14 protein-coding genes are annotated in these 14882 nt (G+C 63.5%); 13 read left to right on the top strand and 1 reads right to left on the bottom strand.

Features of this window, described 5'->3' with window-relative positions:
* The 8 genes from sdhA (at window position 1) to leuB (ending at window position 8023) form a co-directional block, all read left to right on the top strand.
* Entirely contained in the window at window positions 1–1776 is a 1776-nt protein-coding gene (gene sdhA, locus AB3X86_RS08150; protein ID WP_176107166.1) for a succinate dehydrogenase flavoprotein subunit, read from the top strand.
* 26 nt (window positions 1777–1802) lie between these two features.
* Window positions 1803–2507, top strand: a complete 705-nt coding sequence (locus AB3X86_RS08145) for a succinate dehydrogenase iron-sulfur subunit (protein ID WP_368589573.1) — start codon at window positions 1803–1805, stop codon at window positions 2505–2507.
* Window positions 2508–2591: 84 nt separating this feature from the next.
* Window positions 2592–2864: a succinate dehydrogenase assembly factor 2 gene (locus AB3X86_RS08140; protein WP_008924386.1), complete on the top strand. Its 273-nt coding sequence runs from the start codon at window positions 2592–2594 to the stop codon at window positions 2862–2864.
* 72 nt (window positions 2865–2936) lie between these two features.
* On the top strand, window positions 2937–4238 hold the full coding sequence (gene gltA / locus AB3X86_RS08135) for a citrate synthase (RefSeq protein WP_176107167.1): 1302 nt from the start codon (window positions 2937–2939) through the stop codon (window positions 4236–4238).
* Between the two features lie 319 nt (window positions 4239–4557).
* Complete coding sequence (leuC, locus tag AB3X86_RS08130) at window positions 4558–5967, top strand: 3-isopropylmalate dehydratase large subunit (RefSeq protein WP_176378862.1); 1410 nt, start codon at window positions 4558–4560, stop codon at window positions 5965–5967.
* A gap of 5 nt (window positions 5968–5972) precedes the next feature.
* A complete protein-coding gene (locus AB3X86_RS08125; RefSeq protein WP_013092936.1) occupies window positions 5973–6131 on the top strand; it encodes an entericidin A/B family lipoprotein in 159 nt (52 codons plus the stop codon).
* Between the two features lie 83 nt (window positions 6132–6214).
* Complete coding sequence (gene leuD / locus AB3X86_RS08120; protein ID WP_018424120.1) at window positions 6215–6868, top strand: 3-isopropylmalate dehydratase small subunit; 654 nt, start codon at window positions 6215–6217, stop codon at window positions 6866–6868.
* An 87-nt stretch (window positions 6869–6955) separates the two neighbouring features.
* Window positions 6956–8023: a 3-isopropylmalate dehydrogenase gene (leuB, locus tag AB3X86_RS08115; protein WP_018433950.1), complete on the top strand. Its 1068-nt coding sequence runs from the start codon at window positions 6956–6958 to the stop codon at window positions 8021–8023.
* Between the two features lie 131 nt (window positions 8024–8154).
* Here the strand turns inward: leuB and AB3X86_RS08110 are convergent, their stop codons facing one another.
* Complete coding sequence (locus tag AB3X86_RS08110; RefSeq protein ID WP_368595564.1) at window positions 8155–8352, bottom strand: hypothetical protein; 198 nt, start codon at window positions 8350–8352, stop codon at window positions 8155–8157.
* Here AB3X86_RS08110 and asd point away from each other — a divergent pair.
* From asd to trpB, 5 genes are all read left to right on the top strand, one after another.
* The gene (gene asd, locus AB3X86_RS08105; protein ID WP_176107169.1) at window positions 8351–9472 is read left to right on the top strand and encodes an aspartate-semialdehyde dehydrogenase; all 1122 of its coding nucleotides are present in this window, start codon (window positions 8351–8353) and stop codon (window positions 9470–9472) included. The genes AB3X86_RS08110 and asd overlap by 2 nt on opposite strands.
* A 138-nt stretch (window positions 9473–9610) precedes the next feature.
* Window positions 9611–12109, top strand: coding sequence for a FimV/HubP family polar landmark protein (locus AB3X86_RS08100; protein WP_368595563.1), 2499 nt, complete (start codon window positions 9611–9613; stop codon window positions 12107–12109).
* The gene (gene truA, locus AB3X86_RS08095; RefSeq protein WP_368595562.1) at window positions 12106–12918 is read left to right on the top strand and encodes a tRNA pseudouridine(38-40) synthase TruA; all 813 of its coding nucleotides are present in this window, start codon (window positions 12106–12108) and stop codon (window positions 12916–12918) included. The genes AB3X86_RS08100 and truA overlap by 4 nt, the downstream gene beginning before the upstream one ends.
* Window positions 12915–13625 (top strand): phosphoribosylanthranilate isomerase, encoded by a 711-nt coding sequence (locus AB3X86_RS08090; RefSeq protein WP_368595561.1) that lies wholly within the window; start codon window positions 12915–12917, stop codon window positions 13623–13625. The genes truA and AB3X86_RS08090 overlap by 4 nt, the downstream gene beginning before the upstream one ends.
* Before the next feature lie 60 nt (window positions 13626–13685).
* On the top strand, window positions 13686–14879 hold the full coding sequence (trpB, locus tag AB3X86_RS08085) for a tryptophan synthase subunit beta (protein WP_013092943.1): 1194 nt from the start codon (window positions 13686–13688) through the stop codon (window positions 14877–14879).
* The last annotated feature ends 3 nt before the right edge of the window (window positions 14880–14882 follow it).

Genomic DNA, 14882 nt, shown 5'->3' with positions numbered 1-14882 from the left:
ATGGTTGCAATCAAGAATTCTCTGCCGCGTCGCAAGTTTGACGTGGTCATCGTCGGCGCGGGCGGCTCGGGGATGCGCGCGTCGCTGCAACTGGCGCGCGCCGGTCTGTCGGTCTGCGTGCTGTCCAAAGTGTTTCCGACGCGTTCGCATACGGTCGCGGCCCAGGGCGGCATCGGCGCTTCGCTCGGCAACATGAGCGAAGACAACTGGCACTATCACTTCTACGACACGATCAAGGGCTCCGACTGGCTCGGCGACCAGGACGCGATCGAGTTCATGTGCCGTGAAGCACCGAACGCCGTCTACGAACTCGAACACTTCGGCATGCCGTTCGACCGTAACGCCGACGGCACGATCTATCAGCGCCCGTTCGGCGGCCACACCGCGAACTACGGCGAAAAGCCGGTGCAACGCGCTTGCGCAGCGGCTGACCGTACCGGTCACGCGCTGCTGCACACGCTGTACCAGCAGAACGTTGCTGCCAAGACGCAATTCTTCGTCGAATGGATGGCGCTGGACCTGATCCGCGACGCCGACGGCGACGTGCTCGGCGTGACCGCGCTGGAAATGGAAACCGGCGACGTCTACATCCTCGAAGGCAAGACCACGCTGTTCGCCACGGGCGGCGCAGGCCGGATCTTTGCGGCATCGACCAACGCGTTCATCAACACCGGTGACGGTCTCGGCATGGCGGCCCGTTCGGGCATCGCGCTGCAGGACATGGAATTCTGGCAATTCCACCCGACCGGCGTGGCCGGCGCGGGCGTGCTGATCACCGAAGGCGTGCGCGGCGAAGGCGGTATTCTGCGTAACTCGAACGGCGAGCGTTTCATGGAACGCTACGCGCCGACGCTGAAGGACCTGGCGCCGCGCGACTTCGTTTCGCGTTCGATGGACCAGGAAATCAAGGAAGGCCGCGGCGTGGGTCCGAACAAGGACCACGTGCTGCTCGACCTGTCGCACATCGGCGCCGAGACGATCATGAAGCGTCTGCCGTCGATCCGCGAAATCGCACTGAAGTTCGCGAACGTCGACTGCATCAAGGAACCGATCCCGGTCGTGCCGACCATCCACTACCAGATGGGCGGTATCCCGACGAACATCAACGGCCAGGTCGTCGGTACGCCGAAGGGGCACGAAGAAGTCGTCAACGGTTTCTACGCAGTGGGCGAATGCTCGTGCGTGTCGGTGCACGGTGCGAACCGTCTCGGCACGAACTCGCTGCTCGACCTCGTGGTATTCGGCCGCGCTGCCGGCAATCACATCGTCAAGCACGTGAAGGAACTGAAGGAACACAAGCCGCTGCCGGCAGATGCAGCCGACTTCGCGCTGTCGCGTCTGGCGAAGCTCGATAGCTCGTCGTCGGGCGAGTACGCCCAGTCGGTCGCGAACGACATCCGCGGCACGATGCAGAAGCACGCTGGCGTGTTCCGCACCTCGGCGCTGCTGGCCCAAGGCGTCGAAGCTATCCGCGAAGTGGCGGCACGCGTCGACAACATCCATCTGAAGGATAAGTCGAAGGTCTTCAACACGGCTCGCGTCGAAGCACTGGAAGTGGCGAACCTGATCGAAGTGGCACGCGCCACGATGGTCTCCGCCGAAGCGCGCAAGGAAAGCCGTGGCGCGCACGCGCAAAACGACTTCGAACATCGCGACGACGAAAACTGGCTGCGCCATACGTTGTGGTTCAGCGAAGGCGATCGCCTCGACTACAAGCCGGTGCACATGAAGCCGCTGACCGTCGAATCGGTTCCGCCGAAAGCGCGTACCTTCTAAGGCACAAGTCAAAGGAATTCAGAGAAATGGCCAAGCGTACATTTGAAATTTACCGCTACGATCCGGACAAGGACGCCGCTCCGCGCATGCAAACGTACGAGATCGAAATCGACTCGCACGAACGCATGCTGCTCGACGCGCTCGTCAAGCTGAAGGCGCTCGACGAAACCCTGTCGTTCCGTCGCTCGTGCCGCGAAGGCGTGTGCGGTTCGGACGCAATGAACATCAACGGCAAGAACGGCCTCGCGTGCCTGACGAACCTGAACGAACTGCCGCAGAAGATCGTGCTGCGTCCGCTGCCGGGCCTGCCCGTCGTGCGTGACCTGATCTGCGACTTCACGCAGTTCTTCAACCAGTATCACTCGATCAAGCCGTACCTGATCAACGATACGCCGCCGCCGGAAAAGGAACGTCTGCAGTCGCCGGAAGAACGCGACGAGCTCGACGGCCTGTACGAATGTATCCTGTGCGCGAGCTGCTCGACGTCGTGCCCGAGCTTCTGGTGGAATCCGGACAAGTTCGTCGGCCCGGCCGGTCTGCTGCAAGCCTACCGCTTCATCGCGGACAGCCGCGACCAGGCAACCGGCGAGCGCCTCGATAACCTGGAAGACCCGTATCGTCTGTTCCGTTGCCACACGATCATGAACTGCGTCGACGTTTGCCCGAAGGGCCTGAACCCGACCAAGGCAATCGGCAAGATCAAGGAATTGATGGTTCGCCGCGCTGTCTAGTATCAATGAGCCCCGCGCTCCCTGGCGCAGGCTGTCCCCGAGAGGGCAGTCAGCGCGCCTGGGCGCGGCGCGGGGTGTACCGACATGACCGATACATCGCATCAGTCCGACCCTCTCCGCCGCGCGCGTCTTCGCTGGCGCGCACGGCGGGGCCTGCTGGAAAACGACCTGATTTTCGAGCGTTTTTTCAGCCGATATGAGCATGACCTCAGCGATGCCGACGTTGGCGCACTCACGCGCCTGCTCGAGCTGAGCGATAACGACCTGATGGACTTGCTGCTCGCACGCAAGGAACCAGAAGGCGATCTAGCCGACCCGGACGTGGTCCGGGTTCTGGAGTTGCTGCGCAATGCTTGAGCGCCGCCAGTCCGTTGTTCCAGGCGTGCAATTATCGAAACCCTGTATCCATACTTCGATTGAGGATGTGCTATGACCCCGTCAGATGTTAAAGCCACGCTATCGTTCAGCGACAATTCGCCGAGCGTTGAAATGCCGATTTACAAGGGCACGATTGGCCCGGATGTAATCGACATTCGCAAACTGTACGGCCAGACCGGCAAATTCACGTACGACCCGGGCTTCATGTCGACGGCGGCGTGCAATTCGGCGATCACCTACATCGACGGCGACAAGGGCGAACTGCTCTACCGCGGCTACGCGATCGACAACCTCGCGCAGAATGCCGACTTCCTCGAAACCTGCTATCTGCTGCTGAACGGCGAACTGCCGAACGAAAAGCAGAAGACCGAATTCGTCGGCACCGTCACGAAGCACACGATGGTGCACGAGCAGATGCAGTTCTTCTTCCGCGGCTTCCGTCGCGATGCGCACCCGATGGCGATTCTGGTTGCCGCTGTCGGCGCGCTGTCGGCGTTCTATCACGACTCGCTCGACATCAATAACCCGCGTCACCGCGAAGTGTCGGCGATCCGCATGATCGCCAAGCTGCCCACGCTGGTCGCAATGGCGTACAAGTACAGCATCGGCCAGCCGTTCGTGTATCCGAAGAACGACCTGTCGTACAGCGCAAACTTCATGCGGATGATGTTCTCGAATCCGTGCGAAGAGTACGTGGTCAACGACGTGCTGGTGCGCGCGCTCGACCGTATCCTGATCCTGCACGCGGACCACGAGCAGAACGCGTCGACGTCGACCGTGCGTCTCGCCGGTTCGTCGGGTGCGAATCCGTTCGCGTGTATCGCGGCGGGTATCGCGTGTCTGTGGGGCCCGGCGCACGGCGGCGCGAACGAAGCGGCGCTGAACATGCTGGAAGAAATCGGCTCGGTCGACAACATTCCCGAGTTCATCAAGCAGGTGAAGGACAAGAACTCGGGCGTGAAGCTGATGGGCTTCGGCCACCGCGTGTACAAGAACTACGACCCGCGCGCGAAGCTGATGCGCGAAACCTGCCACGAAGTGCTCGAAGAGCTGGGCCTGCACGACGACCCGCTGTTCAAGCTCGCAATGGAACTCGAAAAGATCGCGCTCGAAGACGAATACTTCGTGTCGCGCAAGCTGTACCCGAACGTCGACTTCTACTCGGGTATCGTGCAGCGCGCGCTGGGCATTCCGACGTCGATGTTCACGTGTATCTTCGCGATGGCGCGTACGGTCGGCTGGATCGCGCAGTGGAACGAAATGATCGCCGATCCCGAGCAGAAGATTGGTCGTCCGCGTCAGCTGTTCGTCGGCGAGACGCTGCGTCAAGCGAAGCCGATCGCACAGCGCTAAGCGCTGATCGACCGCGATACGCGCGCCTGGCCGCGGCATTCGTGCCGCGCAGAAGCGCGAAATCGGAGCAAATAAAACGCCTCAACGGGTCTACCGTTGGGGCGTTTCCGTTTCTGCGGCCGCCGCGGATCGTGCATGCGGCGCATTGGCGCCGCCGCTCGCCGATGCTTGCCGGGTAACACCGATACAGGTATTGGCACTACCAGCCAACTCCATGTTTTTTATCGGTTTTTTCGCTGTTTAAGCAGCCCATCGCGGTGCGTCGCGTGGCATAATCGACCGACACAGTCAGCCCGCAGTCATTACTACCCCGCATACCATGGCACAGACTCTCTACGACAAATTGTGGAACACGCACGTGGTCCACACGGAAGACGACGGCACCGCGATTCTCTACATCGACCGTCACCTGCTGCATGAAGTGACCAGCCCGCAGGCGTTCGAAGGCCTGAAAATGGCTCACCGTCCGGTGTGGCGCATCAGCGCGAACCTGGCCGTGTCCGATCACAACGTGCCAACCACGGACCGCAGCCACGGCATCGCCGATCCGGTCTCGAAGCTGCAGGTCGACACGCTCGACGCGAACTGCGACGCCTTCGGCATCACGCAGTTCAAGATGAACGACCAGCGTCAGGGCATCGTCCACATCATCGGGCCGGAACAGGGCGCTACGCTGCCGGGTATGACGATCGTCTGCGGCGACTCGCACACTTCCACGCACGGCGCGTTCGGCGCGCTCGCGCATGGCATCGGCACGTCGGAAGTCGAGCACGTGCTGGCCACGCAAACGCTGCTGCAGAAGAAGAGCAAGAACATGCTCGTGAAGGTCGAGGGCCAACTGCCGCGCGGCTGTACCGCGAAGGACATCGTGCTCGCGATCATCGGCAAGATCGGCACCGCCGGCGGTACCGGCTATGCGATGGAATTCGGCGGCTCGACGATCCGTTCGCTGACGATGGAAGGCCGCATGACGGTCTGCAACATGGCGATCGAAGCGGGCGCGCGCGCCGGCATGGTCGCCGTCGACGACACCACGATCGAATACCTGAAAGGCCGTCCGTTCTCGCCGCAGGGCGTCGAGTGGGATCACGCGGTCGAGTACTGGAAGCAGTTCAAGTCGGACGAGGGCGCGCATTTCGATCGCGTGGTCGAGCTGAACGCGGCCGAAATCGTGCCGCAGGTCACCTGGGGCACGTCGCCGGAAATGGTCACGCCGGTCGACGGCCGCGTGCCGGATCCGGAGCGCGAGAAGGACCCGGTCAAGCGCGACGCGATGGAGCGTGCGCTCAAGTACATGGCGCTCGAGCCGAACGCGCCGATCGAGTCGATCAAGCCGGATAAAATCTTCATCGGGTCGTGCACCAACGCGCGCATCGAAGACATTCGCGCCGCGGCTTACGTCGTGAAGAAGCTCGGCCGCCGCGTCGCGCCGAACATCCGTCTGGCGATGGTCGTGCCGGGTTCGGGTCTCGTGAAGGCGCAGGCGGAACGTGAAGGCCTCGACAAGGTCTTTACCGAGGCCGGGTTCGAATGGCGTGAACCGGGTTGCTCGATGTGTCTGGCAATGAACGCCGACCGGCTCGAGCCGGGCGAGCGCTGCGCGTCCACGTCGAACCGGAACTTCGAAGGTCGTCAGGGCGCCGGTGGGCGCACGCACCTGGTGAGCCCAGCAATGGCCGCGGCTGCAGCCATCGAAGGGCATTTCGTCGACATTCGCAAGCTTGGATGAATCGCATGATGAAGAACATGAATCGCATCACTCTATTGCGCCGCTTCGCACTCGGCACGCTCGCCGGGCTTCTGCTCGGCCTGGCCGGATGCAACACGGTGCACGGATTCGGCCAGGACATGTCGCACCTCGGCAATTCGATCAGCAATCACGCTGAGAAATAAGCGGTTTTTGATTTTTGCCGGCGATGCGGCGCGGGGGTCCAACCGCCGGTCGCATCGCCCGGTCCTGAACAGGCGCAAGCGTCATGGATAAATTCATCGTACACACCGGCGTCGTGGCGCCGCTCGATCGCGAGAACGTCGACACGGACGCGATCATTCCGAAGCAGTTCCTGAAGTCGATCAAGCGCACGGGCTTCGGTCCGAACGCGTTCGACGAATGGCGCTACCTCGACCACGGCGAACCGGGTCAGGACAACTCGAAGCGTCCGCTGAACCCGGACTTCGTGCTGAACCAGCCGCGCTATCAGGGCGCCTCGGTGCTGCTCGCGCGCAAGAATTTCGGTTGCGGCAGCTCGCGCGAACACGCGCCCTGGGCGTTGCAGCAGTACGGCTTTCGCGCGCTGATCGCGCCGAGCTTCGCCGACATCTTCTACAACAACTGCTTCAAGAACGGCGTGCTGCCGATCGTGCTGACCGAACAGCAGGTCGATCATCTGTTCAACGAGACGTATGCGTTCAACGGCTTCGAGCTGACGATCGACCTTGAAGCGCAAGTCGTGCGCACAGCCGACGGCGGCACCGAATATCCGTTCGAAGTCGCGGCGTTCCGCAAGTACTGCCTGCTGAACGGTTTCGACGACATCGGCCTCACGCTGCGTCACGCGGACAAGATCCGCCAGTTCGAAGCGGAGCGTCTCGCCAAGCAACCGTGGCTGAACAATCGCCTCGTCCGTTAAGCGAACCCCTGAGAGCGTAGGCGCGTCTAGTCCGCGCCCGCGTCGGTTTGCGCGAGAAACACCCGAAAAAATCATCAAGGAATTCGCATGAAGATCGCAGTATTGCCGGGCGACGGCATCGGTCCCGAAATCGTCAAGGAGGCCGTCAAGGTCCTGAACGTGCTCGGCGAGAAGTTCGAACTCGAAGAAGCGCCGGTCGGCGGCGCGGGCTACGAAGCGAAGGGCCATCCGCTGCCCGATTCGACGCTCGCACTAGCGAAGGAAGCCGACGCGATCCTGTTCGGCGCGGTCGGCGACTGGAAATACGACAAGCTCGAACGCGCTCTGCGCCCGGAGCAGGCGATCCTCGGTCTGCGCAAGCACCTGGAACTGTTCGCGAACTTCCGTCCGGCGATCTGCTACCCGCAACTGACGGGTGCGTCGTCGCTGAAGGAAGAGATCGTTTCGGGTCTCGACATCCTGATCGTGCGCGAACTGAACGGGGACATCTACTTCGGCGCGCCGCGCGGCGTGCGTACGTCGCCGGACGGCCTGTTCGCCGGCGCGAAGGAAGGCTTCGACACGATGCGCTATTCGGAACCGGAAGTGCGCCGCATCGCGCACGTCGCGTTCCAGGCGGCGCAAAAGCGCGGCAAGAAGCTGACCTCGGTCGATAAAGCCAACGTGCTCGAAACGTCGCAGTTCTGGAAGGACGTGATGATCGACGTGTCGAAGGAATATGCGGACGTCGAGCTGTCGCACATGTACGTCGACAACGCCGCGATGCAGCTCGTGAAGGCGCCGAAGTCGTTCGACGTGATCGTGACGGGCAACATGTTCGGCGACATCCTTTCCGACGAAGCGGCCATGCTGACCGGCTCGATCGGCATGCTGCCGTCGGCGTCGCTCGACAAGAACAACAAGGGCTTGTACGAGCCGTCGCACGGTTCCGCACCGGATATCGCCGGCAAGGGCGTTGCGAATCCGCTCGCTACGATTCTCTCCGCCGCGATGATGTTGCGCTATTCGCTGAATAAGGCCGAGCAGGCTGATCGCATCGAAACCGCGGTGAAGAAGGTGCTCGAACAAGGCTATCGCACCGGCGACATTCTCACGCCGGGTTGCAAGCAGGTCGGCACCGCCGCGATGGGCGATGCCGTCGTGGCCGCGCTGTAAAACGCGTGCAGTAGTCAGGTCACCAATACTGATCGTTAAAGCGCGAATCCGCCTTGAAACAGGCCGATTCGCGCGTCATACGGCGAAGAACGCCGCCAGTTTTCTGTTTTCGTGTATATTGTTGCGATGGCTCAGATCTCCCAAATCTCCTCGATTTCCAAATTGCGCGGCACAACGGCCCGTGCAATCGAGTTCGCCATTACCATCAAAACCATTACCCCGAAAACGATCACGAAGCCCTGATCGTCCGTCGTGCCCGCCCATCTTCCCCGCGCGGTCACTGCGGGCAAAGATGCGGGGAAGTTTCCATTCGAAGGGTATGAAGTCATGAACGTAGGTCTCGTAGGTTGGCGCGGCATGGTCGGCAGCGTCCTGATGCAACGCATGCAGCAGGAAGGCGATTTCGACTTGATCGAACCGGTGTTTTTCAGCACCAGCAACGCGGGTGGCAACGCGCCGTCGTTCGCCAAAAACGAGACCAAGCTCAAAGATGCGACAAGCATCGAAGACCTGAAGAAGTGCGACGCGATCATCTCCTGCCAGGGCGGTGACTACACGAACGAAGTGTTCCCGAAGCTGCGCGCGGCGGGCTGGAACGGTTACTGGATCGACGCGGCTTCGTCGCTGCGCATGAAGGACGATGCGGTCATCATTCTCGATCCGGTCAACCTCGACGTGATCAAGAACGCGCTCGTCAAAGGTCAGAAGAACTTCATCGGCGGCAACTGCACGGTCAGCCTCATGCTGATGGCGCTGGGCGGCCTGTTCCGCGAAAACCTCGTCGACTGGATGACGGCCATGACTTACCAGGCCGCATCGGGTGCGGGTGCGCAGAACATGCGCGAATTGCTGTCACAAATGGGCACGCTGAACGGCGCGGTGAAGAACGAACTGGCTGACCCGGCTTCGGCGATTCTCGACATCGACCGCCGCGTGCTCGAAGCGATGAACAGCGACAGCATGCCGACCGACCACTTCGGCGTGCCGCTCGCGGGCTCGCTGATTCCGTGGATCGACAAGGATCTCGGCAACGGCATGTCGAAGGAAGAGTGGAAGGGCGGCGCGGAAACCAACAAGATTCTCGGCAAGCCGGCCATGGGCACGCCAGGTTCGATTCCGGTCGACGGTCTGTGCGTGCGAATCGGCGCAATGCGCTGTCACTCGCAAGCGCTGACGATCAAGCTGAACAAGGACGTGCCGCTCGACGAAGTGAACAGCATCCTCGCGTCAGGCAACGACTGGGTCAAGGTCGTGCCGAACGAGCGCGAAGCGTCGATGCGCGATCTGTCCCCGGCGGTGGTCACCGGTACGCTGACGGTGCCGGTCGGCCGCGTGCGCAAGCTCGCGATGGGTGGCGAATATCTGTCGGCCTTCACGGTCGGCGATCAGCTGCTGTGGGGCGCGGCTGAACCGCTGCGTCGTATGCTTCGCATTGTGCTCGACAAGTAAAGTAAACTACGCGCTCACGACGCGTAGACAACTCAAGAAGCGTCGCGCTTGCGCGGCGCTTTTTTCATTCTGTGCTCCGATCATCTTGTCTCTTTCCACTCGCAAAAAAGGCTGCGCGCTGACGCGCCAGGAGTCCCGATGAACTTTCGACGCTCCGCTCTTCGGGCCAAATTCATTCGTCACGAGAAGGTGCGATCCAGCAGCCGTCCGGCGGCGATGGCCGCTGGTGCCGCTTTCGCCATTGCTTTGCTCGGCGGTGGCCCGGGCAATGCGCTTGCCGCGCCGGCTCGTGCCACGGGCACGCCGGATACCGCTTCCGCTGGCAGTTCCACTACCGCTGTCGTTGTCGTCGCCGCGGGCGCGCAGTACACCGTACACGCAGGGCAGTCGCTGAACGATGTCGCGATCGCTATTACGCAGTCGCATGACCGCGCGGTTCTCGCGCGCGCGACGCGCGCATTGTTCGACACGAATCCGGCTGCGTTCATGAATCACGATCCGAGCCGCGTGCGTGTGGGCGCGGTGTTGATTGTGCCGGCTCTCGATGCGTCGGGGGCCTTGGCGGCTTCGTCGACTGGGGCAGCGGCGGGGGCGTCCGAGTCCACGGCGGCTGTGCCCGCTTCCGCGCCGACGGCGACACCTGCCGAGGCTGCGGCCAGCACGGCGAGTGCGGCCAGCGCCGCGGCTCAAGCGACGACGCCAGCCGCATCCGAGGTCTCTGGCGCGGCCAGCGCGGCCGTATCGACTGGCGCGGCGGCGGGCAGCTTGGCTTCGTCCGCGCCAGTGGCCGGTTCGGCGTCCGTGGCGGCGAGTGGTACACAGGAATGGACCGGATCGATTCAACCGGCGGCGAGCGCGCCTGCCGGGCAAGCGCCGTCGGCGGCAACCGCTACTGCACCGGCGGCCACAGCGCCGCAGGCGGCTTCGCAGCCGCGTCAGCAGGTGTCGAGTCTGCAGCAACTGCTGGCGCTGAAAAACCGTGTGCTGATGGAATTGCAGAAACACGGTATCGGCGGGGTGCCGGTCGCTTCGGGGCCGAAGCCGACGAGCGCTGCGCAGCCCGCAGCGGCAGGTTCAGCGGCGACAGTGCCCGTGGCGCCGCAGCACGCGAATGCGGCGACGTCGCCGTCGAATGAGGGCGGCCTGTCCCAGCGCAATTTGAGCATCGCGGCGGCGGTGGGCGCGGCATTGGTCGTTCTGCTCGCTGCTCTGCGCATGGGTCGCCGCAAGCGCGAAAAGGAGGCTGCGGCGCGGGCTGCCGAGGCAACTGATACCGAAGTGGCCGGATCGGCGCTTGACGCCGATTCGCGCGATGGCAGCGCGGTGGCAGGGCAGGCAGCGGTCACGGAAGCATCGGACGCGCAAGATCAGGAGCGTGCGCGGCAGGCTGCTGCGGCGGCAGCGGCGGAGCATGCGGCTGCGGAGCGTGAGGCAGCAGAGCGGGCAGCGGCAGAACGCGCGGCGGCAGAACGTGCAGAGGCCGAGCAGGCCGCTGCGGAAAGAGCCGCAACCGAACAGGCCGCAGAGGAGCGAGCAGCAGCAGAGCGAGCAGCAACAGAGCGCGCAGCAGCCGCACAAGCAGCAGCCGAACAGGCAGCAGCCGAACAGGCAGCAGCACGCGTCGCCGCCGAACATGCGGAAGCGGAACGCACAGCAGCAGCGCGCATCGCAGCCGAGCGCGCCGCAGAGGAACAGGCGACACAGCATGCAGGCACGCCCGAACCTACCGCACCGACGGCGCCACTCGCCGGCATCCCGCCGTCCAGCGAAAGCGAGCCGTCCACTGAGCCTCCATCGGTCGCACCGGCCGCCGACGAGACGCTGCGCTCCGCGGCCACGGCCGCCAATCTCGCCGCCGCGGCAGAACTCGGCGCCGACGCGTTGCCGCTGGGGCCGCTCGAACCGGCCATCGGTGCGACGCAGGACGAGAACGCGCATCGCGTGCAATGGGACGAGGAATCCACAGAAAGCCCGACCGCACCGCACACCGCGACGGCCGAACCGCAGTCCCCCCTGAACGTTCCACCCGCAGTGATCGATTTCACGCAACACCAGATCGAACCGCGCGCCACCACGTCGCTCGGTCAGCCGTTAGGCGACATCCCCGTGCCGACGCAACCCGCGCCGTCCGCGCCGACCGAATTCCCGCGCGACGCCGTCGACGCATTCGGCAGCCTGAACATGCCGCTGCCGCCGCGCATCGAAGTGCCCACCGTCGGCGAAGCGGTGCCGTCCACGTCGCTGTCGACGCAACCGGTCGCATCGCCCGACACGACCGCGCAGCAGGCCTTCGGCGTCCACGGCGCGGACGACGACGCGCCGCACATCGCCGACCAGATCGCCGCCGGCACAGCGGGTCACGGCGCCGTCGCGGGTCTCGGCGCGGCTGGCTTCGGCGCGCTGAAGCTCGACTTCGACCTCGAGTTGCCGCCGAGCCCGGCCCAGCCGCTGCCGGCCTTCACGCCGGCCGATCTCGCCCGCATCGCGCGCAACAAGCTGGAGTTGGCCTCCGAGTACATCGAGCTCGGCGATCTGGGGGGCGCCCGCGCGCTCATCAACGAAGTGATCGAAGCGAACGATCCAGCCACGCGCACCGAAGCCCGCGCGTTGCTTTCGACCCTCGCGCCGCTGTCGTGAAGCGCATCGCATTAGGCGTCCAGTACGACGGCGCCGCGTTCGCTGGATGGCAGTCGCAGCCGCACGGCAACACGGTTCAGGACCAACTCGAACGGGCGCTGCGCGAATTCACGCGCACGCCCGTGCACACGGTGGTCGCCGGCCGCACTGACCGCGGCGTGCATGGCTTGGGCCAGGTCGTACATTTCGACACCGAACTCGACCGCGTCGAGATCTCCTGGGTGCGCGGCCCGAACGCGTTTCTGCCGAAGACGATCGGGGTGCAATGGGCCAAGCCGATGCCCGACGAGTTTCACGCGCGGTTTTCGGCATTCGAGCGGACCTATTACTACGTGCTGTACGTCAGTCCGGTTCGCTCACCGATGCTCACGACCCGCGCCGGCTGGGTGCACACGCCACTCGACGTCGACGCGATGCGCTCGGCCGCGGAGCACCTGATTGGCAAGCACGACTTTTCGGCCTTTCGTTCGTCGCAATGCCAGTCGAAGACGCCGTTCAAGCATCTGTACCAGATCGACGTCAAACGACAGGGTAACTTCGTGCATTTCCGCTTTCGCGCGAACGCCTTCCTGCATCACATGGTGCGCAACGTGATGGGCTGTCTGATCGAAATCGGCAGCGGCCGCCGCCCGGCCGCGTGGATGGCCGACGTGCTCGCCAGCCGCAGCCGCGACTGCGCGGCGCCGACCTTCATGCCCGACGGCCTGTATCTCGCGCAAGTGGGCTATCCTGAGCAATTCGGCGTGCCCGACCCGGTGACGGGCAGCGTGCCGTGGAGCAGCGTATGGACAGAACAACCGGAAACATGAAAGCAGCAGAGACCCCCGCCAACCAGGTCGACGCCACCGCGTTGCAAAGCGTGCCGCATCGCACGCGCATCAAGCTGTGCGGACTATCGAAGCCCTCCGACATCGCACACGCGATCGACCTCGGCGCCGACGCGATCGGCCTCGTGTTCTATCCGCCGAGCGCGCGCTCGGTGAGCGTCGCGCAAGCGGTCGAGCTCGTGCACGACGTGCCGCCGTTCGTGTCCGTCGTCGGCCTGTTGGTCAACGCGACGCCGGACTGGGTCCAGGAAGTCGCGAGCAATGTGAACCTGACGATGTTGCAGTTCCACGGCGACGAGACGCCGGAACAGTGCGAGACGCTCGCCGGCGTTGCGGGTTTGCCTTGGTTGCGTGCGCTGCGGGTCGCGGCGGATACTCGATCGGCCGATTTGGTAAAATCGGCGTTCAACTATTCAGCAGCCAGTGGTCTTCTGTTCGACACCCATGTCGAAGGCTACGGCGGCGGCGGGAAGGTTTTCGATTGGTCACTTATTCCAGCAGAGCTCGCGCATCGGGCCGTTTTGAGTGGTGGATTGAACACGCAAAACGTCAGTGATGCGATCCATCGCGTGCGCCCGTACGCGGTCGATGTCTCGAGCGGCATCGAAGTGCCGGGCGCCCGGGGCGTGAAAGATCACGCCCGGATGGCGGCGTTCGTACGCGCGGTGCGCGCCGCGGACGCTGAATGATTCAGGCTCGCGGGCGCTTTCCGAGGAAAGCCGCGAGCCATCCTGAGAAGAGTGATCACCATGTACAACTTGCCTGACGAAAGGGGCCACTTCGGCCAGTTTGGCGGCGTATTCGTAGCCGAAACGCTGTTTTCCGCACTCGACGAGTTGCGCGAAGCGTACGAGAAATATCAGAAAGACCCGGAATTCGTCGCCGAATACGAGCGCGAACTGAAGTATTTCGTGGGTCGGCCCTCCCCGATTTATCACGCACAGCGCTGGAGCGAATTGCTCGGCGGCGCGCAGGTTTATCTGAAGCGTGAAGACCTGAATCACACCGGCGCGCACAAGATCAACAACGTGATCGGCCAGGCGCTGCTCGCCAAGCGCATGGGCAAGCCGCGCGTGATCGCGGAAACCGGTGCCGGCCAGCACGGCGTGGCCACGGCGACGATCTGCGCGCGCTTCGGCATGGAGTGCGTGGTCTACATGGGCGCCGAGGACGTACGCCGCCAGGCCGCCAACGTGTACCGCATGAAACTGCTCGGCGCGACCGTCGTGCCGGTCGAATCGGGTTCGCGCACGCTGAAGGATGCGCTGAACGAAGCGATGCGCGACTGGGTCACCAACGTCGAAAATACGTTCTACATCATCGGCACGGTTGCGGGTCCGCATCCGTATCCGATGATGGTGCGCGACTTCCAGCGTGTGATCGGCGACGAATGCCGCGTGCAAATGCCCGAACTCGCTGGTCGCCAGCCGGATGCGGTCATCGCATGTGTTGGCGGTGGTTCGAATGCAATGGGTATCTTTTATCCGTACATCGATGACAAATCCGTGCAGTTGATTGGGGTCGAAGCAGCCGGCGACGGGATCGAAACGGGTCGCCACGCGGCTTCGCTGATCGGCGGCAGCCCCGGGGTGTTGCACGGCAATCGTACGTATCTGCTGCAGGATGAAGACGGCCAGATCATCGAGACGCATTCGGTATCGGCAGGTCTCGACTATCCGGGCGTCGGCCCCGAGCACGCGTGGCTAAAAGAGAGCAACCGCGCGCAATATGTCGGCATCACCGATGAAGAAGCGTTGAAGGCGTTCCACGACTGCTGCCGCATCGAGGGCATTATTCCTGCGCTGGAGTCGAGCCACGCGCTCGCGTACGCCACGAAGCTCGCGCCGACCTTGTCGAAAGACAAGATCCTGCTGGTCAACCTGTCGGGCCGCGGCGACAAGGACATGCACACGGTCGCCGAGCGATCGGGTATCCAGTTCTGAGCC

The organism is Paraburkholderia sp. BR14374, from assembly GCF_040948685.1.
GTDB lineage: Bacteria > Pseudomonadota > Gammaproteobacteria > Burkholderiales > Burkholderiaceae > Paraburkholderia > Paraburkholderia youngii.
This window is presented reverse-complemented; position numbering and strand designations above follow the sequence as displayed.